The sequence below is a fragment of the Rhodanobacter sp. UC4437_H4 genome (genome assembly GCF_052978425.1).
In genome coordinates, this window is sequence record NZ_CM129673.1 from 2,097,428 (window position 1) to 2,115,964 (window position 18,537).

General features: G+C 68.8%; 16 protein-coding genes. 9 read left to right on the top strand and 7 right to left on the bottom strand.

The window, feature by feature from the left end; genetic code table 11:
* Position 1 precedes the first annotated feature (1 nt).
* From ACVCL3_RS09750 to thiD, 4 genes are read left to right on the top strand one after another with little or no spacing between them, the layout of a single operon-like run.
* On the top strand, positions 2-772 hold the full coding sequence (locus ACVCL3_RS09750; protein WP_447101129.1) for a thiazole synthase: 771 nt from the start codon (positions 2-4) through the stop codon (positions 770-772).
* Entirely contained in the window at positions 769-1,377 is a 609-nt protein-coding gene (locus ACVCL3_RS09755; RefSeq protein ID WP_395121043.1) for a thiamine phosphate synthase, read from the top strand. Before ACVCL3_RS09750 ends, ACVCL3_RS09755 begins: the two co-directional genes overlap by 4 nt.
* A complete protein-coding gene (locus tag ACVCL3_RS09760; RefSeq protein WP_447097492.1) occupies positions 1,374-2,360 on the top strand; it encodes a ThiF family adenylyltransferase in 987 nt (328 codons plus the stop codon). Before ACVCL3_RS09755 ends, ACVCL3_RS09760 begins: the two co-directional genes overlap by 4 nt.
* Entirely contained in the window at positions 2,357-3,190 is an 834-nt protein-coding gene (gene thiD, locus ACVCL3_RS09765; protein WP_447101130.1) for a bifunctional hydroxymethylpyrimidine kinase/phosphomethylpyrimidine kinase, read from the top strand. The genes ACVCL3_RS09760 and thiD overlap by 4 nt, the downstream gene beginning before the upstream one ends.
* Here thiD and ung read toward each other — a convergent pair.
* The 5 genes from ung to ACVCL3_RS09790 form a co-directional block, all read right to left on the bottom strand.
* Positions 3,136-3,843, bottom strand: coding sequence for a uracil-DNA glycosylase (ung, locus tag ACVCL3_RS09770; RefSeq protein ID WP_395121040.1), 708 nt, complete (start codon positions 3,841-3,843; stop codon positions 3,136-3,138). The two genes, thiD and ung, sit on opposite strands and share 55 nt — an antisense overlap.
* Positions 3,840-4,691 carry a response regulator gene (locus ACVCL3_RS09775; protein WP_395121039.1) on the bottom strand — a complete coding sequence of 284 codons (852 nt, stop codon included), beginning with the start codon at positions 4,689-4,691 and terminating at the stop codon, positions 3,840-3,842. Before ACVCL3_RS09775 ends, ung begins: the two co-directional genes overlap by 4 nt.
* A gap of 115 nt (positions 4,692-4,806) precedes the next feature.
* A complete protein-coding gene (gene ftsX, locus ACVCL3_RS09780) occupies positions 4,807-5,787 on the bottom strand; it encodes a permease-like cell division protein FtsX (RefSeq protein WP_447101131.1) in 981 nt (326 codons plus the stop codon).
* Positions 5,784-6,461, bottom strand: coding sequence for a cell division ATP-binding protein FtsE (ftsE, locus tag ACVCL3_RS09785; protein ID WP_136258070.1), 678 nt, complete (start codon positions 6,459-6,461; stop codon positions 5,784-5,786). Before ftsE ends, ftsX begins: the two co-directional genes overlap by 4 nt.
* 116 nt (positions 6,462-6,577) lie before the next feature.
* Positions 6,578-8,302 carry a DEAD/DEAH box helicase gene (locus ACVCL3_RS09790; protein WP_447101132.1) on the bottom strand — a complete coding sequence of 575 codons (1,725 nt, stop codon included), beginning with the start codon at positions 8,300-8,302 and terminating at the stop codon, positions 6,578-6,580.
* Positions 8,303-8,685: 383 nt separating this feature from the next.
* Between ACVCL3_RS09790 and trxA the strand changes: the two genes are divergently transcribed.
* The 3 genes from trxA to ACVCL3_RS09805 all read left to right on the top strand — a co-directional run bounded on the left by trxA (position 8,686) and on the right by ACVCL3_RS09805 (position 12,610).
* Positions 8,686-9,012, top strand: a complete 327-nt coding sequence (gene trxA / locus ACVCL3_RS09795) for a thioredoxin TrxA (RefSeq protein WP_008438536.1) — start codon at positions 8,686-8,688, stop codon at positions 9,010-9,012.
* Between the two features lie 244 nt (positions 9,013-9,256).
* Positions 9,257-10,987 carry a transcription termination factor Rho gene (gene rho, locus ACVCL3_RS09800; RefSeq protein ID WP_447101516.1) on the top strand — a complete coding sequence of 577 codons (1,731 nt, stop codon included), beginning with the start codon at positions 9,257-9,259 and terminating at the stop codon, positions 10,985-10,987.
* Between the two features lie 255 nt (positions 10,988-11,242).
* On the top strand, positions 11,243-12,610 hold the full coding sequence (locus ACVCL3_RS09805; RefSeq protein WP_395121035.1) for a glutamate--cysteine ligase: 1,368 nt from the start codon (positions 11,243-11,245) through the stop codon (positions 12,608-12,610).
* A gap of 12 nt (positions 12,611-12,622) precedes the next feature.
* On the opposite strand, the gene ACVCL3_RS09810 is transcribed toward ACVCL3_RS09805, so the two are convergent.
* Positions 12,623-13,561 carry a cupin-like domain-containing protein gene (locus ACVCL3_RS09810; protein ID WP_447101133.1) on the bottom strand — a complete coding sequence of 313 codons (939 nt, stop codon included), beginning with the start codon at positions 13,559-13,561 and terminating at the stop codon, positions 12,623-12,625.
* Positions 13,562-13,716: 155 nt separating this feature from the next.
* Here ACVCL3_RS09810 and ACVCL3_RS09815 point away from each other — a divergent pair, with 155 nt between their 5' ends.
* Both ACVCL3_RS09815 and ACVCL3_RS09820 read left to right on the top strand, forming a co-directional pair.
* Positions 13,717-14,952 carry a multifunctional CCA addition/repair protein gene (locus tag ACVCL3_RS09815; protein ID WP_447101134.1) on the top strand — a complete coding sequence of 412 codons (1,236 nt, stop codon included), beginning with the start codon at positions 13,717-13,719 and terminating at the stop codon, positions 14,950-14,952.
* Between the two features lie 59 nt (positions 14,953-15,011).
* On the top strand, positions 15,012-17,237 hold the full coding sequence (locus tag ACVCL3_RS09820; protein ID WP_447101135.1) for an LTA synthase family protein: 2,226 nt from the start codon (positions 15,012-15,014) through the stop codon (positions 17,235-17,237).
* A 1-nt stretch (position 17,238) separates the two neighbouring features.
* On the opposite strand, the gene ACVCL3_RS09825 is transcribed toward ACVCL3_RS09820, so the two are convergent.
* Positions 17,239-18,426: a class I SAM-dependent methyltransferase gene (locus ACVCL3_RS09825; protein ID WP_447097498.1), complete on the bottom strand. Its 1,188-nt coding sequence runs from the start codon at positions 18,424-18,426 to the stop codon at positions 17,239-17,241.
* Positions 18,427-18,537 lie beyond the last annotated feature (111 nt).

The following is an 18,537-nucleotide window of genomic DNA, read 5'->3' on the forward strand; positions in this document are numbered from 1 at the left end:
GATGAAGCTCTACGACGTCGAACTGGCATCGCGCCTGTTGCTGGGCAGCGCACGCTACCCCTCGCCGGCGATCCTCGCCGACGCGGTGCGCGCCTCGGGTACCGAGGTGGTCACCGTCTCGCTGCGTCGCGAAGCCGGCACGCAGCGCAGCGGCCAGGACTTCTGGTCGCTGATCCGCGGCCTCGGCGTGCGCGTGCTGCCGAACACCGCCGGCTGCCACTCGGCGAAGGAGGCGGTGACCACCGCGAAGATGGCGCGCGACATCTTCCACACCGCATGGATCAAGCTGGAAGTGATCGGCGATGCCGACACGCTGCAGCCCGACGTGTTCGGCCTGGTCGAGGCCGCGGCCGAACTGGCCGCCGACGGCTTCGAGGTGTTTCCGTACACCACCGAAGACCTGGTGGTGGCTGATCGCCTGCTGCAGGCCGGCTGCCGCGTGCTGATGCCGTGGGGTGCGCCGATCGGCAGCGGCCGCGGCCTCAACAATGGGTTCGGCCTGCGTGCGCTGCGCGCGCACTTCCCCGACGTGCCGCTGATCGTGGACGCCGGCATCGGCCGCCCGTCGCACGCGGTGCAGGCGATGGAGCTGGGCGTCGACGGCGTGCTGCTGAACACCGCGGTGGCCATGGCCGGCGATCCGGTGGCGATGGCCGGCGCGTTCGCACGGGCGATCGAGGCGGGCCGCGCCGGCTTCGAGGCGCAACCGATGGAGCCGCGCGATCTCGCCGTGCCCTCGACGCCGGTCGCGGGCACGGCGTGGCTGGCATGAACGCGTTCCCCGCGTTCTACCCGATCGTGGACAGCGCCGACTGGGTGGGTCGACTCGCCCCGCTCGGCGTCCGGCTGCTGCAGTTGCGCATCAAGGAACAGCCGCCGGAGCTGATCCGTCGTGAAGTGCGCGCGGCGCTGGCGATCTGCCGCGCGCGACACGTGCAACTGGTGGTCAACGACCATTGGCAGATCGCGCTGGACGAAGGCGCCGACTTCATCCACCTCGGCCAGCAGGATCTGCTCGCGGCGGACCTGCCGGCGATCCGCGCGCGCGGCGTGAAGCTCGGCATCAGCACGCACGATCACGCCGAGCTGGAGCGGGCGCTGGCTCTCGCCCCGGACTACGTCGCGCTGGGCCCGATCTATCCGACCACGCTCAAGGCGATGCCGTGGGCGCCGCAGGGTTTGCCGCGCATTGGCGAGTGGAAGCGGCGGATCGGCGCGCGGCCACTGGTGGCGATCGGCGGCATCACGCTGGAACGCGCCGCCGGCTGTTTCGATGCCGGCGCGGACAGCGTCGCCATGGTCAGCGACGTGACCCGGCATCCGGACCCGACCCTCCGCGTCACGGACTGGGTCGATTTCGCCGGTGCGCGCGCATGACCGATCGCTACGCGCGTCAGATCGCCCTGCCCGACGTCGGCCCGACCGGCCAGGCCCGACTCGCGGCCGCGCGGGTGCTGGTGATCGGCGCCGGCGGTCTCGGCTGTCCCGTGTTGCACTACCTGGCCGCCGCCGGCATCGGCCGGCTGATCGTCGTCGACCCTGACCGCGTCGAAGAGAGCAACCTGCACCGGCAACCGCTCTACACGATGGCCGACATCGGCGCTCGCAAGGTGGAAGCGGCGCACGCGGCCCTGCTGCGCCTGAATCCGACCATCGCCGTGGAAGCACGGCCGCAGCGGCTGACACCAGGCAACGCAGCGGCGCTGGTCGCCACGGCCGACATCGTCGTCGATGCCGCGGACAGCCTCGCCGCCACTTACGTCTTGAGCGACGCCTGCCTGCAACAGCACACGCCGCTGATCAGCGCGTCGGCGGTCGGCCTGGCCGGCTACGTCGGCGGCTTCTGTGCCGGCGCGCCCAGCTACCGCGCGGTATTTTCCGAGATGCCCGCACGCGCGCCCAGTTGCAGCAGCGCCGGCGTGCTCGGCAGCGTCGTCGGCCTGCTTGGCAGCCTGCAGGCGCAATTCGTGCTGCAGTGGCTGCTGGGCATCGAGCCGTCGCCGCTGGGTCGACTGACGAGTTTCGACGCCGGCCGACTGGCGTTCGGCGGCTTCGACTTCCACCACGCCGGCGAACCCGCAGGCGAGGTGCTGCGCTTCATCGACGTCGACGAGGTCACGCCCCGCGACGTCGTGATCGATCTGCGCGGTCTTGACGAAGCGCCGACCTCGCCGTTGGCGAACGCCTTGCGCTTCACTCCGGAACGCCTCGCCGCGTTCACTGCCGAACACCCGCCCACCGACCGCCGGGTGGTGCTGTGCTGCCAGAGCGGTCTGCGCGCATGGCGTGCCGCGCGGCAGCTGCAATCCCGCGGCTACCGGCAGCTGGCACTGGTGACTCTTGCCGGCCTGCCATCATGACGCGCAGACGCATGCCGCCGCCGGTCAGCGTGCTCTCGATCGCCGGCTCCGACTCCTGCGGCGGCGCCGGCATCCAGGCCGACCTGAAGACCTTCGCCGCCTTCGGCGTCGACGGCGCCACCGTGGTGACCGCAGTCACCGCGCAGAACGCCAACGGCATCCGCGCCATCCAGGTGATGTCCGCCGCGATGGTGCGGGCGCAACTGGAGTCCGTGTTCGAGGCGATGGATATCCGTGCCGTCAAGCTCGGCATGCTGGCGAACGCGGAGATCGTCGCGGTCGCGGCCGAGCACCTGCAATGCCGGCGCTCGTCGTTCGTGGTGCTCGATCCGGTGCTGCACGCCAGTTCGGGCACCCGGCTGCTCGATGCCGAAGCGCTGGAGCTGCTGCGCGCGCGCCTGCTTCCGCAGGTCGACTGCCTCACGCCGAACCTGGCCGAAGCCGCCACGCTGCTGGACGCGCCCTGCGCCGGCAGCGAGTCGGACATGGCGGCACAGGGCCGCGCCCTGCTCGCCCTCGGGCCGCACGCGGTGCTGATGAAGGGCGGCCATGCCGCGCTGCCGGAAGCGGTCGATCTGCTGGTTACCGGCGAAGGCACGCAGCGCTTCGCCGCGCCGTGGGTGGCTGCCCGCCGCCTGCACGGCACCGGTTGCATGCTCGCGGCCGGCATCGCGGCCAACGTCGCCCGGGGTTATCCATTGGGTGACGCCGTCTGTCGCGCGAAAGCCCACGTGCGAGCCGTGCTGGTCGGTCGACAGCACCGACCGTCTGCATCTCAACCGGCGGGAAACGAAGCCCGCGGCGGCAGCGACCAGTCGATGGGTGCTTGACCGCGGCTTTCCAGATAGCGGTTGGCTGCGGAGAAATGGCCGCAGCCGAGGAAGCCACGATGCGCCGACAGCGGCGACGGATGCACGCTCTTCAGCACGCAATGCCTGCGGGCGTCGATCAGCTGCCCCTTGCGCTGGGCGTAGCTGCCCCACAGCAGGAACACGATCCCTTCGCGCTCGCGGTTCAAGGCGTCGATTGCCGCATCGGTGAAGCCTTCCCAGCCGCGATTGGCGTGCGCGCCGGCGCGGCCCTCTTCCACCGTCAGCACGCTGTTGAGCAGCAACACGCCGCGGTCGGCCCACGGCGTGAGGCAGCCGTGGTCAGGGCGCGCAATGCCGAGATCGCGCTGGATTTCCTTGAAGATGTTTTCCAGCGACGGCGGCACCCGCACGCCGGGGCGCACCGAGAAGCACAAGCCGTGCGCCTGGCCGGGGCCGTGGTACGGGTCCTGGCCCAGGATCACCACGCGCACGGCGTCGAACGGGGTGTGCGCGAACGCGGCGAAGATCTCCGGCCCGGGCGGATAGATGCGCTTGCCGGCCTCTTTCTCCTCGCGCAGGAAGGCAGCCAGCGCCTGCATGTCCGGCCGCTGCAGGTAATCGCCGATGCGCGCCTTCCAGGACGGCTCCAGCCTGACCGGATGCCCGCTCATGCGTCCTTGTCGGCCCGCTCGCGCTCGCGCAGGTGGCGCGCCACGCGCAGCTGGAACAGCAACTTGGTGATCAGCAATTTTTCCTCGACCGGTTTCTCGACCAGGTCGTTGGCGCCGGCGCGGATCAGCGCGGTCTGGTTGGCCGGGTTCTCGTCGCCGGTCATCACCAGCACCGGCAGGCGGCCCTTGCCGTAGCCGAACACGGTGCGGATGTGTTCGAGCAAGTCGCCGCCGGTCAGCTCGCCCTTCAGGCTGACATCGGTCAGCACCACGTCGGCGCCGATCCAGCCCAGCGCGCGGTCGGTTTCCAGCAGGGCGATCGCATCCTCCACGCTGACCACGTGGCGCACGGTCAGGCCGATCTTCTCCAGCATGCGGCGGGTGGCCAGCGCCACCACCCGGCTGTCTTCCACGTACAACACGCTGCCCTCGGCGCTGACCTGCGGGCTGACGTAGCCGCGGATGAATTCGGCCAGTGCCTGGAAACCCAGCGCCTTGTCGAAATAGTCGGTGACGTGCTCGCCCAGCGAGCGGCGGTGCAGGCGCGCGTCCACGTCGCCGGACACCACCACGATCGGCACGTAGGCCTGCGCGCCGGATTCGCGCACGAACTTCGCCAGTTCCAGCCCGTCCATGTCCGGCAGGCGCAGCGCGATGGTGACGAAGTCGAAGGCGCCCTCGCCGAGCACCTGCTGCGCCTCGGCGCCGGTGTCGCAACCGACCACCTCCACGCCCGGCAGCTCCTCGTTCAGCACACGCCCGATCAACTTGCGCACCACGCGCGACCCGTCGACCACCAGCACGCGCGGTGCCTCGGTCAGCAGACGACCGCTGATGTTTGTACTCATGCCTCACTCACCCGACTGACCCGCGATCCGTGCCGAAGAGCGCACCCCGATCCGTCGATGATGCCCGAAGCAGGGCGCCGCGGGCTGCGATTCACGTCACCGCCGCGCCGCGCCATCACGCCACCGTGCGCAGTTGCCAGGCGCTGACCAGGCGCGCGCCGAGCCAGCCCAGCAACGCGGCCGCCACGGGCACGGCCAGCAACAGCCAGGCCGGCAACCCGCCCACCTGCAACTGGCCATCGTACGCCGCGCTCAGTCGTGCGACCGGCCGTGCCAGCGCCAGCTCGATCGCCACCGCCAGCGCGGCGGCGAGGATGCCGCTGAACAGGCCGTACCAGATCCCCGCATAGAGATAAGGCCGACGCACGAACGCCTTGCCGGCGCCGACCAGCAGCAGCACGCCGATCTCCTCGCTGCGACTGGCGATGTCCACCCGCACCGTGTTGCCCACCACCAGCAGCGCCGCCAGCGCGAGCAGCGAGGCGACGATCAGCACGATGCGATTGCCCACGCCCAGCAGCGCTTCCAGTCGCTGGCGCCAGTGGCCGCTGTCCTGCACCAGTTCGACGCTGCGCATCGCGCGCACGTCGGCCACCAGCTGTTCCAGCGTCGCGGCGCTGGCGCCGTCGCGCGGCTGCAGTTGCAGCACGTAGGGCAGCGGGTTGTCGCCGAGCGCCTGCAGCGCGCCGGAGAAACCCTGCATCTTCGCCAGCTCGTCCATGCCCTGCTGGGGCGTCTTGATCGCCACCGAGGCCACTTCGGCGCGCGCGCCGAGGTCGCTGGCCAGCAGTTGCGCCTGCTGCGCGCCCTGGTCCGCCTTCAGGAACACGCTGATCGCCGGGTTCTGGCCCAGCGCATCGCCCAGCCGCTGCACGTTGCCCAGCAGCAGGTAGAACGCCAGCGGCAAGGCCAGCGCCAGGCCCATCACGGCGATCGTCAGCACGCTGCCCAGCGGGCGCGCGGCGAGACGGCGCAGGCTCGCCGCGGCGCTCCAGCCGTGGTGCTCGCGCCAGCTGGCGAAGCGCCGGCCGCGGCTGTGTTCGTTGCGCGCCGGTGCGTCGGCGGGCGCGGCGCGCTGCTCGGGTGCCTTGTTCACAAGACCTCCTGCGCGGCGAGGTCGGCCACCAGCCGACCGTGATCGAGCACGATCACGCGTTTCTTCATGCGCTTGATCAGCGGCAGGTCGTGGCTGGCCACCAGCACGGTGGTGCCGACCTGCTGGAACTCGGCAAACAGCGCCATGATCTCCAGCGCCAGCTGCGGGTCGAGATTGCCGGTGGGCTCGTCGGCGATCAGCAGCGCCGGTCGGGCCACGATCGCGCGGGCGATGCCCACGCGCTGCTGCTCGCCGGCAGACAGCGTGGCCGGCAGTTGCCGTTCGTAGGCGAGCAGGCCGACCTTCTCCAGCGCCGCACGAACGCGGCGGGCGCGCTCGGCGCGCGCCACCGCACCGATCACCAGCGGCAACTCCACGTTGGCGAACACCGTGCGATCCATCAGCAGCCGATGGTCCTGGAACACCATGCCGACCCGCCGGCGCCACTTCGGCACGCCGCTGGCGCGGATCTTCGACAGCTTCTTGCCGTCCATGCTGATCGAACCGTGCGACGGGCGTTCGATCAACCCGAGCAGCTTGAGCAAGGTGCTCTTGCCGGCGCCGGAGTGGCCGGTGACGAACGCCATCTCGCCGTCGGGCACCTCGAAGGACAGCTGCGACAGCGCCTCGTGGCCGCCTTCGTAGCGTTTGCTGACTTGATCGAACTGGATCACCGCCGCTCCCCGCACCTGGATGTGGTCATGCCGACCCCAAGGATAAGGGAAGCGAAGCAACCAGGTGCGGCTGCCGGCATCGCCGAATGCGTGTCGTCTGCGCGGAGCGTGCGCGGCTACTTGCCGGTGAACAGCCGGGTCAGTCGGCGGAACAGGCCGGGCTTGTCCGGACGCGCATGCTCGACCGCCTTGCCGGAGGTCACCGCCACCTGGCGCGACGGGCGGGCGTGGTGGACGGCGGCGGACGCTTCGCCCGCGGTGCGCTCGCGCGGCGGACGGCGTTCGCCGCGACCGCCGTGGTGGCCCGAAGGCGCTGCCTGCGTCGGCGTGGTCACCTCGGCGCCGGCCACCGGCGCGCCGTCGCGGCGGCGATTGCGTCCGCCGCGACGGCGACGCGGCTTGCGCGTGCCCTCGGTGTTGTCGCTGGCCGGTGCAGCCTCGGCGGCAGGCGCCGCCGCGGCGACCGCCACGGCCGGCGCTTCCGCCACGGCCGGCTTGTGTTCGCGCCGCGGCCTCGACGCGCCACGCTCACCGTCACGACCACCGCGGCCGCCCGCACCGGTACGGCGCGGCTTCTCGCCCGGCCGCGGCGGGACCACGTCGCCGAACGCCGCGCTGTCGGCCGCCGCGTTCGCGGCGAACTCCGCGTCCACGGCATGCGGCTTGGGCATCACCAGCCAGGCAGGGTCGATCGACGCCACCGGGATGCTCTGGCCGATATAGGCCTCGATGTCCGGCAGCGACATCGCGTACAGGTCGCAGGCGAAGCTGATCGCGTCGCCCTCGGCGCCCAGCCGCGCGGTGCGGCCGATGCGGTGCACGTAATCCTCGGCCTCGTGCGGCAGGTCGTAGTTGAACACGTGGCTGACATGCGGGATGTGCAGGCCGCGCGCAGCCACGTCGGTGGCCACCAGGATGTCGAGCTGGCCCTCCTGGAAGCGCTGCAGCAGCTTCTGCCGCTTCAGCTGCGGCACGTCGCCGGAGATCGCGCCAACGCGGCAGCCGTGGCGCTTGACGCGCTCGGTGACGCGCTCGGCGGCGGCCTTGGTATTGACGAAGATGATGCTGCGCGTGGGCTTGTGCTGGTCGATCAGGTTCAGCAGCAGCGGCATCTTCTCTTCCTTGGCCGGGAAGTAGACCACCTGGCGCACCTTGTCGGCGGTGACGTGGTCGCTCTCGACCACCAGCTTCTCGGCCTCGTGCATGTGCTCGTAGGCCAGCTCCAGCACGCGATGGCTCAGGGTGGCGGAGAACAGCAGCACCTGGCGCTGCTCGCGCGGCGGCAGCCGGCGGAAGATGAAGCGCACGTCCTTGATGAAGCCGAGGTCGAACATGCGGTCGGCCTCGTCGATCACCACCACCTCGACGCTGTTGAGGCTGAACACGCCCTGCTTGTGGTAGTCGAGCATGCGGCCCGGCGTGGCGATGATGATGTCGCAGCCGTCCTTCAGCTGCTGGCGCTGCTTGTCGTAGTCGACGCCGCCGTAGATCAGCGCGGTTTTCAGGCCGGTGTGGCGGCCGATCGCCTGGGCATCCTTGTCGATCTGGATGGCCAGCTCGCGGGTCGGCGCGATGATCAGCGCGCGCGGGTCCGAATCCTTGCGCTCGGCCACGGCCGGCGTGGTGAGCAGCCGATTCATCAGCGCGACCAGGAAGGCACAGGTCTTGCCGGTACCGGTCTGCGCCTGGCCGGCGACGTCGCGGCCGGCCAGCGCCGGCGCCAGGGTCATTTCCTGGATCGGCGTGCAGCGGGTGAAACCGCTGTCGTCGAGGCCCTGCTGCAGCAGCGGATGAAGATCGAAGTTGGTGAAAAAGGTATCGGTGAGTACGGTTTGTGACATATGGGTAACTGGGAACCTTGCCTTGGGGCGGCGTAATGCGCTGCACCCGCTTTGGCGGCCGAAAACCGGCGCGAAACGGTGCAGGACGGGTGCGCGTGGCGCAGTGAAGCGTGCAATCCCGGGGGTCGGCAAGGTCGCGCCGCGGCGTGCGACGCCGGTTTTGACGGCGGCCCGAAAGCGGCCTGCAAGGGCCGCTCTTGAATCGTGCCCGGGGTTGCGCTGGAATGGACGCTGGCCGTGCCGGCCCGCCTCCCTCTCAGCTCAACCCATGCTTCATGGGCGCCCGAGTGTAGCCGATGACGCCACTCCTTGTATTGTGGCGCTGGCCACCCCATTGTTCCCTGCCTGCAGTTTTTGCGTACCCCCAGCCACGGAGATCCCCGGTGAGCGACCTGATTACCCATGTGAACGACGACGCCTTCGAACAGCAGGTGCTCAAATCCGAAACCCCCGTGCTGCTGGATTTCTGGGCCGAATGGTGCGGCCCGTGCAAGGCCATCGCGCCGATGCTGGACGAGCTGGCCCAGCAGTACGAAGGCAAGCTGCGCGTGGTCAAGGTCAACATCGACCAGAACCAGCAGACCCCGCGAGCCTATGGCGTGCGCGGCATCCCGACCCTGATGGTGTTCAAGAACGGCAAGGTCGAGGCGACCCAGATCGGCGCCGTCAGCAAGGGCCAGCTGACCCAGATGATCGACAAGGCCATCTGACTTTCCCGCAAGCCACCCGTCCGTCGCAGCCTGTCCGGCATGGTCCGGCAGGCCTGCGCCGCTTTACGCCGCCCCACGACGGGTGCTAGATTGATCTGCGTCCGTCGGGACAGTCCTGTCCCCTTGCGCCTCCGCGCGACGCACACCCTCCCTCCTGCAACTCAACGGCGCCCCGCGAGGATTGCCCGTGTCCGATACCGATAACCAGACTCCGCCCGAAACCCGGGGCGCCGATGCCAGCACCGTGACCGAAGGCAAGCCCGAGCCCCGCGCCCGAGCCCCGCGCCGGGTCGCCGCGAAATCCGCCGCGACCACCGACGACGGCGGCACCAGCGCCAAGGCAGGCGCAGCCGACAAGGCGCCCGCCAGCGAACAGCCTGCGCCCGCCGCACCGGCTCCAACTCCGGCACCCGTCCCGGCCGCCACGGAAGCCGGGGCCGCAACGGGCAACAACACCCCGGTGAACACGGAATCCGGCGCCGCCAACCCCCATGCCAACCAGAACCAGGGCCAGAACCAGAACCAGGGCCAGGGTTCCAACCAGGGCCAGAACGGCCCCCGTGAAGGTCGCGACGGTCGCGGCCGGCGCCGCCGCAACGAGCGCGGCGAGCGCAACAACCAGCAGCGGCCGCAGGGCGAGCGCCACCCGCGCCCGAACCCGAACGGCCTGCCGATGGACGACGACAACGCCGATCCGGGCAGCGACACCCGCCTGATCAACCTCACCGAGCTCAAGCGCATGAAGGCGCCGCAGCTGCTGGAGTTCGCCGAATCGCTGGGCCTGCACGAAGGCATTGCCCGCGCGCGCAAGCAGGACGTGATCTTCAACGTGCTCAAGGCGCACGCCCGCTCCGGCGGCGGCATCTGGGCCGAGGGCGTGCTGGAAATCCTGCAGGACGGCTTCGGCTTCATGCGCTCGGCCGACGAGAGCTACCTGGCCGGCCCCGACGACATCTACGTCAGCCCCAGCCAGATCCGTCGCTTCAACCTGCGCACCGGCGACTACATCACCGGCCGCGTACGGCATCCGAAGGAAGGCGAGCGCTACTTCGCCATGCTGCGGGTGGAGACGATCAACGGCGACCCGCCGGAAGCATCGAAGAACAAGATGCTGTTCGAGAACCTCACCCCGCTGTTCCCGCGCAAGGCGTTCAAGCTGGAGCGCGGCAACGGGTCGAGCGAGGACATCACCGGCCGCATCCTCGACCTGATCGCGCCGATCGGCAAGGGCCAGCGCGGCCTGATCGTGTCGCAGCCCAAGTCCGGCAAGACGATGATGTTGCAGAACGTCGCTCAGGCGATCACCTACAACCATCCCGAAGCGCACGTGATGATCCTGCTGGTCGACGAACGGCCGGAGGAAGTCACCGAGATCGCCCGCACCGTGCGCGCCGAAGTCATCAGCTCCACCTTCGACGAGCCGGCCGTGCGCCACGTGCAGGTCGCCGAGATGGTGATCGAGCGCGCCAAGCGCCTGGTCGAGCACAAGAAGGATGTGGTGATCCTGCTCGACTCGATCACCCGCCTCGCCCGCGCCTACAACACCGTGGTGCCCAGCTCCGGCAAGGTGCTCACCGGCGGCGTGGACGCCAACGCGCTGCAGCGCCCGAAGCGATTCTTCGGCGCCGCGCGCAACGTCGAGGAAGGCGGTTCGCTGACCATCATCGCCACCGCGCTGATCGAAACCGGCTCCAAGATGGACGAGGTGATCTACGAGGAGTTCAAGGGCACCGGCAACATGGAAGTACACCTGAGCCGGCGCATCTCCGAGAAGCGCGTCTACCCGGCCATCGACATCAACCGCTCCGGCACCCGCCGCGAGGACCTGCTGATCGACCCGGACCTGCTGGCCAAGATCTGGATCCTGCGCAAACTGCTGCACCCGATGGACGAGCTGGCCGCGATGGAGTTCATGCTCGACAAGATGAAGAACACCAAGTCCAACGACGAGTTCTTCAATTCGATGAAGCGGTGAAAGAGCCGGGAATCGGGAATGGGGAATAGGGAATAGAAAAGCGTCGCGACGGGGCCGGCTTCATGCCGGCCCTGTTGTTTTCCGGTCCCCGGATTCTTCCACCGGACAAACATACCGGCCAGGCGACGCTCCTCCGATTCCCTATTCCCGATTCCCGGCTCATCTGTACCGTCGCGTACAATTATTTTCCGTCACCCCCTTTTGTGCTCGCGCCGCAGCCCCAACATGGTGCGCACTCCCAGCGAGGCTTCCCCCGTGTCCATACCCAGCGCCGTCAAGAGCACCCCGATCGCGGGGCGCCAGCAGCTCGCCGATTACCTGGCGGCTGGCGAGAAGCCACGCGAGGCCTGGCGCATCGGCACCGAGCACGAGAAGTTCGGTTTCCTCACCGACACGCTGCGTCCGCCCACCTTCGAGGGCGAGCGCGGCATCAAGGTGCTGCTGGAGACCCTGGCCATCCGCTATGGCTGGGACGTCGCCCGCGAAGGCGAGAACCCGGTGGCGCTGTCGCGCAACGGTGCCTCCATCACGCTGGAGCCGGCCGGGCAACTGGAATTGTCCGGCGCCATGCTGGAGACCATCCACCAGACCTGCGCCGAGGTGAACTCGCACCTGAAGGACGTGCGCTCGGTCGCCGAGAGCATGGGCGTGGGTTTCCTCGGCATGGGCTTCCAGCCGAAGTGGCGCCGCGACGAGATGCCATGGATGCCCAAGGGCCGCTACAAGATCATGCGCGAGTACATGCCCAAGGTCGGCTCGCTCGGCTTGGACATGATGACGCGCACCTGCACGGTGCAGGTGAACCTGGACTTCTCGTCCGAAGCGGACATGGTGAAGAAGTTCCGCACCAGCCTCGCGCTGCAGCCGATCGCCACCGCGCTGTTCGCCGACTCGCCGTTCACCGAGGGACGTCCAAACGGCTATCTGTCGTATCGCTCGCACATCTGGACCGATACCGATGCGGATCGCACCGGCATGCTCGACTTCGTCTTCGCCGACGGCTTCGGCTACGAGCGCTACGTCGACTACATCCTCGGCGTGCCGATGTACTTCAGCCTGCAGAACGGCCAGTACCTCGACCTGGCGGGGCAGGACTTCAGGAAGTTCATGGCCGGCGAACTGCCCGCGCTGCCGGGCGTGCGCGCCACCATGAAGGACTTCGCGGACCACCTCACCACCGCCTTCCCCGAGGTGCGCCTGAAGCAGTACCTGGAGATGCGCGGCGCCGACGGCGGCCCGTGGAACCGGCTGTGCGCGCTGCCCGCGTTCTGGGTCGGCCTGCTGTACGACCAGCAGGCGCTGGACGCAGCCTGGGACCTGGTCAAGGATTTCAGCACCGCCGAGCGCCACGCCCTGCGCGACGGCGTACCGAAGCACGCGCTGAAACTGCCGTTCCGTGGCGGCACGGTGCGTGACCTCGCCGAGGAGGCGCTGAAGATCGCCGCCCACGGGCTCAAGCGCCGCGCTTGCCTCAACAAGAACGGTGCCGACGAAAGCATCTTCCTGGAACCGCTGCTCGAGATCGTCGCCACCAACCAGACCCCGGCCGAGCGCAAACTTGAACTGTTCCACGGCGCGTGGGGCGGCAGCGTGGACCCGGTGTTCCGCGAGTTCGCGTACTGAGCGCCGCGGCGTTCACGCCCGTCCGTCGCCCCTGCCCCGGATCAGGCCGCGTCCACGCCGGAACAGACGCAAGCCCGCTGCCTTGCAGCGATCGAGCGCGCGGGAGCGGCCGACCGGCAGAGGTCGCCAGCCAAGTCGACGCAGTTTCGCATTGAAGACGTGGGCAGCCGTGCAGACGTCCGAACGACGCGTGCGGTAGGTGACGGCCAAGGACACCGACAGGTCCCGTCCGGTGTACACGCGGTGCGGGGCGATGAACGGATGATGCACGCCCATGCCCGGGCCGAGGTCGAACGTGCTCGCCTTGTTCTCGAGCGCATCCCGGAACGTCGGTCGCTCGCCGACGTGGGCGAGCAGCAGATCCTTCTGCGCGTCGGTCATCACCTCCTCGTCGGCCGGATTCCACAGCTGCACGCGCTTGGTACCGCGGATCTGGCACAGGAAGTTCATCTCCCGGTCCATGTGATAGGGCGTGACGGCGTCGCGCGTGGAAATGAAGATGTAGGTCGAATACCAGGTCATTTCCGGATCGAGGGACGCGGTGTCCGCGGCGATTTCGGCCAGCACGCCTTCGATGACCACCCGGTATTCCGGGTCCAGCTCGGGGTTGTAGATGACGACGTAGGCACGCTCTTCTTCGAATCGATCGATCGCGTCTTCGAGACTCAGGCCCGCCTTGTACCGATCGAACGAACTGTCGAAGTGTGCGTCGTCGGGAATCTCGCCGATCCGGTAGCGGATCTTCCGGGAATCCATGCGCCGGCACAGGTCGAACAGGTGAGGCAGCGCGAAGTATTCGTTGCCGGCCAAGGCATGGGCGAACACAAACGGCTGCCGATTGTAGTGCCGTGCCAGTTGCGCGGGATCGAGCTCGAGCATGCGCGGCCCGGCTTGACGACCTCGGGCGAGCAGTTCGGCGTAATGACGGGAGGAAATGAAGCTGCCCAGCATGATGCCCCCTTGTTGCGGCCATTCATGGCGGTGGCGCGGTCAAGCGCGGACAAGAAGGACTCACGGTCCGTACCATGTCGCCGAGCGCATGTTCCACCCCTCGTCTGCGACGGTCAACGCACGGCGTAACGCTTTCCGCATGGCATCATGCCCGCATGCAAACCTATCTGGTCGGCGGCGCGGTGCGCGACAAGTTGCTGGGGCGGGCGGCGGGTGACCGCGACTACGTGGTGGTCGGCGCGCTGCCCGAGGACCTGCTGGCGCGCGGCTATCGACCGGTGGGCAGGGATTTCCCGGTGTTCCTGCACCCGGAGACGGGCGAGGAGTACGCGCTGGCGCGCACCGAGCGCAAGAGCGGGCGCGGCTATCACGGTTTCGTGTTCCAGGCCGACGCGAACGTGACGCTGGAGCAGGATCTGGCGCGGCGCGACCTGACCATCAACGCGATCGCCGAGGATGCGCAAGGCGTGCTGACCGATCCGTTCGGCGGCGTGCGCGACATCGCCGTACGGGTGCTGCGGCATGTGTCGCCGGCCTTCGCCGAAGATCCGGTGCGCGTGTTGCGCACGGCACGCTTCGCGGCGCGCTTCGCCCCGCTGGGTTTCACGGTGGCGCCGGAGACGATGACGCTGATGCAGCAGATGGTGCGCGATGGCGAGATCGATCACCTGGTGCCGGAGCGGGTCTGGGCGGAGACGCGCAAGGCACTGGGCGAGGCGCAGCCCTCGGCGTTCCTGCGCGTGCTGCGCGAGTGCGGCGCACTGGCGGTGCTGTTTCCCGAGGTCGACGCGCTGTACGGCGTGCCGCAGCGCGCCGAGTTCCACCCGGAGATCGACAGCGGCGTTCACCTGGAACTGGTGCTGGACCAGTCGGCACAACTGGCGCCGGGCGACGACCTGGTCGCCTTCTGCGCGCTGACTCATGACCTGGGCAAGGCGCTGACCCCGGCGCACGAACTGCCGCGCCACATCGGCCACGAGCAGCACGGCGTGAAGCCGCTGCGCGCGCTGGCCGCACGACTGAAGGTACCCACCGAACATGCCGCGCTGGCCGAGCTGGTTTGCCGCGAGCACCTGAACGCCCACCGGGCGTTCGAGCTGAAGCCCGCGACGGTGTTGAAGTTGCTGACCGCGCTCGACGCCCTGCGGCGCCCGACACGGCTGGACAAGTTCCTGGCTGCCTGCATGGCGGACAAGCGCGGTCGCACGGGACATGCGCTGGACGCGTATCCGCAGGCCGACTACCTGCGCGCCTGCCGCGATGCCGCCGCGGCGATCGACGCGGCCGGCTTCGTCGCCGCCGGCCTGACCGGCCCGGCGATCGGGCAGGCGATGGCGGCGGCACGCATCGACGCGATCGCCGCGGTGAAGACAAAGCATCCGAAAAGCTGATCCGCGGTATAAAGAGCGGATTGCCGATCGGGGGATCGGCCAACCCGCTGGAGTCGTCCGTGTCCGACCTGTTCACCGCGCCCTCACCGCTGCGCCAGCGCTTCCGACCGCTGTGGTGGTTGGGCATCACCTACCTGGCGATCAGCTTCGTCACCCGCGTGGTGCTGCTGGTGATGTCCGGCAGCAACGTGCCGCATACCCCGCTGAACCTGCTTTACGCGTTCGGCGTGGGGCTGGGCTACGACCTGGTGACCTTCATCTACCTGGCCTGGCCGATGGTGCTGCTGCTGTGGCTGGTGCCGACCCGCTCGGGCCGCACGTCGCCGCTGCTGCGCTGGCTGTTGTACGCGGTGGGGGTGACGCTGGCCGGCGTGCTGTGCGTCGGCGCCTTGCACCTGATCTACCACGCCAGCCTCAAGGTGACCTGGCCGGCGATCCTGCCGTTCCTGTTCGTGCTGCCGCTGGCGGGGTTCACCTACACCTCGCGCGCCGGCCAGTGGGTGGTGTACGGCTTCGGGCTGCTGCTGGTCTACGCCCTGTTGTTCATCGCTGCATCCGAACTGGTGTTCTGGAACGAATTCAGCGTGCGCTTCAACTTCATCGCGGTGGATTATCTGGTCTACACCACCGAGGTGATCGGCAACATCCGGGAATCCTACCCGATCTGGCGCTGGCTGGCGCTGCTGGTGGTGCTGGCGCTGGTGATTTTCTTCATCGGCCGCCGCGGCCTGCGCGCGCGCGACAGCGGCAGCCGGCTGTGGCAGCGCGGCAAGCTGGTGCTGCTGTGGCTGGTGCTGACGGTGGTCTCGGTGTTCGCCGTCAACGGCGGCATGAAGGATCGCACTGGCAACACCTATGTCGACGAGCTGGCCGGCAACGGCATCTACCAGTTCTTCGCCGCGTTCCGCTCCTCGCACCTGGACTACGCCAAGTTCTACCGCACGCTGCCCGACGACCAGGCCTATGCGCGACTGCGCGAACTGCTGCAGACGCCGGACGCCACCTTCATCAGCGACGACCCGCGCGACCTCACCCGCGCAATCCGCCACGTCGGCCCGGAGAAGCATCTCAACGTGGTGCTGATCAGCGTGGAGAGCCTGTCCGGCGACTACCTGGCCACGTTCGGCAACCAGCAGCAGCTCACCCCGTATCTCGATTCGCTGGTCGATCACAGCGTGTTCTTCGACAACCTCTACGCCAACGGCACGCGCACGGTGCGCGGGCTGGAGGCACTGGCCTTGTCGGTGCCGCCGACACCGGGCGACTCGCTGATCCGCGAGCACGACAACGAGGACCTGTTCTCGCTGGCGGGCATCTTCAATGACCGCGGCTACCAGTCGGACTTCGTCTACGGCGGTTACGGCCAGTTCGACAACATGAACTACTTCTTCGGCCACAACGGCTATCGCGACGTGGACCGGCGCGACATCCCCAAGGGCGCCACCATCCACGGCCAGAACGTGTGGGGCGTGGCAGACGAGGATCTGTACACCCTGGCGCTGGGCCAGATGGACCAGATCCACGCCGAGGGCAAGCCGTTCTTCCTGCACGTGATGACCACCTCCAACCACCGGCCGTACACCTTCCCCGACAACCGGGTGAAGTTTCCCAACCAATCGCGCGCCGGCGCGGTGGCGTACACCGACTGGGCGATCGGCGACTTCATCAGGCGCGCGCGGGCTAAGCCGTACTTCGACAACACGGTGTTCGTGATCACCGCCGACCACTGCGCCTCCAGCGCGGGCAAGACCAGCCTGCCGATCAACCGCTACCACATCCCGCTGTGGATCTACGCGCCGGCGCACTTCAAGCCCGAACGCGTGCACCGGCTGATGGGCCAGCTGGACATCCCGCCGACGCTGCTGGGCATGCTCAATTTCAGCTATCGCACGCGCTTCTTCGGCCACGACCTGTTCGCGCTGCCGCCGGAACGCGAACACGCCTTCCCCGGCACCTACGAAAAGCTCGGCTACCTGCAAGACGACGTGCTCACCATCCTGGAGCCGCGGCGCCGGCTGGAGCAGCTCAAGCCCGACTACGCCACCGGCGACGCCACGCCGGTGCAGCCACTGCGGCAATCGCTGATCGACGACGCAGTGGCGTATTACCAGGTGGCCAGCGAGCAGTTCGCCAGCGGCGCGATGCGGCGGCGGCCGGAGGATTCGACGAAGGTGGAGCCCTTGCCGGCGCCGGCCGCGTCCGTTCCCGCGCCAGCTGCATCGGCGCCGGCACCGGCCACGTCGACGACCGTTGCGCCGCCGACCGCCGGACCCGTCGCGGGCTAGCTCAGAGCCGGCCGCCCTGGTCGGCGGCCAGCAGCTCGGCCGGCAGCGGCAGCGCCTCCATGCCGCGCGCGAGCAGCATCGCCTGGAAGCGCTCGCCCATCTGTTCGGGCAGCATCAGCTTCTTCACCTGCTGCGCCAGCTGGAGGCGGCCGCGTTCGTCCGCCGGCTGCAGCTGCTCGAACACCTGCTGCAAGCCCGCGCCAATCAGGAATTGCGCCTGCGGCATGTACGCGGCCACGCCGAAACCCGCGCTGTTGCCGGCCTCGGCCAGCGCGGTGAAATCCACCGATGCGGTGAGGTCGTTCAAGCCGGGCAGGTACAGCGGATCGTTGTGCGCGTGGTGGCGGTAGTGCGCCATCAAGGTGCCGTCGTCGCGCTCGGCCAGGTAGTACTCGCGGCGCACGTAGCCGTAATCGACGAACAGCATCACGCCGGCGACCAGCGCCCCGGCCACGGCCTGTATCCAGTACGGCAACTGCGGCAGCAGTTCGGAGCGGTAGCCGTCGGCGAACTCGGCGCCGAGGTCGCGTTCGACGTGCCGCACCGCGCCGGCGACCAGCGCATCGGCCGGACGATCGACGCGCATCAGCCGCCCCTCGCCGTCCAGCGCCACGTATTCCTCGAACACCTCGCCGTCGCGCATCGCGAAACGGGTGGCCGGCAGCGCGTCGATCACCTCGTTGGCGAACAGCACGCCGCGCCAGTCCTGCTCGGGCGGGCGATCCAGCCACGCCACGCGCGCGTTGAGTTCCGCCGGCAGGTTTGCCTGCAGGCGTTCGCGCTGGCGCTCGCGCAGGTCGGCGCTGGGTTCCAGGATCAAGTATCGCCGCGGCAAGGTGTCGCCCGCTGCCAGCGTCTTCAACGCCGCCTCGGCGAACGCACCGCTGCCGCCACCGAGTTCGAGGAAGTCGGCCTCCCCGCCCAGCATCGCCAGCACCGGCTGCAACGCATTCACCACGCAACGTGCGAACAGCTCACCCAGTTCCGGCGCCGTGACGAAGTCTCCCGCCGCGCCGAACTTGGTGCGACCGGCGCTGTAATAGCCCAGCCCCGGCGCATACAGGCAACGCTCCATGTACTGCGAGAACGGCATCGGCCCGTGCGAGGCGATCTGCTCGCGCAGCAATTGCATCAGGCGGTCGGCATGGGCGCGTTCGTCGGCGCCGGGTTCGGGGAGGCGGGAAGGCATCGGTCTTGCCGGTGATGAAAACGCGGCAAGCATAACGGATGGTCTGCAACCGCCAGCCCGGCTCCGCTTTTGCCGTTCCGATTCCCTGTTCCCGATTCCCTGTTCCCCGCC

Coding starts and splice junctions, on each gene's coding strand:
- ACVCL3_RS09750 (WP_447101129.1), top strand. CDS start 2: ATGAAGCTCTACGACGTCGAACTGGCATCGCGCCTGTTGCTGGGCAGC.
- ACVCL3_RS09755 (WP_395121043.1), top strand. CDS start 769: ATGAACGCGTTCCCCGCGTTCTACCCGATCGTGGACAGCGCCGACTGG.
- ACVCL3_RS09760 (WP_447097492.1), top strand. CDS start 1,374: ATGACCGATCGCTACGCGCGTCAGATCGCCCTGCCCGACGTCGGCCCG.
- thiD (WP_447101130.1), top strand. CDS start 2,357: ATGACGCGCAGACGCATGCCGCCGCCGGTCAGCGTGCTCTCGATCGCC.
- ung (WP_395121040.1), bottom strand. CDS start 3,843: ATGAGCGGGCATCCGGTCAGGCTGGAGCCGTCCTGGAAGGCGCGCATC.
- ACVCL3_RS09775 (WP_395121039.1), bottom strand. CDS start 4,691: ATGAGTACAAACATCAGCGGTCGTCTGCTGACCGAGGCACCGCGCGTG.
- ACVCL3_RS09790 (WP_447101132.1), bottom strand. CDS start 8,302: ATGTCACAAACCGTACTCACCGATACCTTTTTCACCAACTTCGATCTT.
- ACVCL3_RS09810 (WP_447101133.1), bottom strand. CDS start 13,561: ATGCTGGGCAGCTTCATTTCCTCCCGTCATTACGCCGAACTGCTCGCC.
- ACVCL3_RS09815 (WP_447101134.1), top strand. CDS start 13,717: ATGCAAACCTATCTGGTCGGCGGCGCGGTGCGCGACAAGTTGCTGGGG.
- ACVCL3_RS09825 (WP_447097498.1), bottom strand. CDS start 18,426: ATGCCTTCCCGCCTCCCCGAACCCGGCGCCGACGAACGCGCCCATGCC.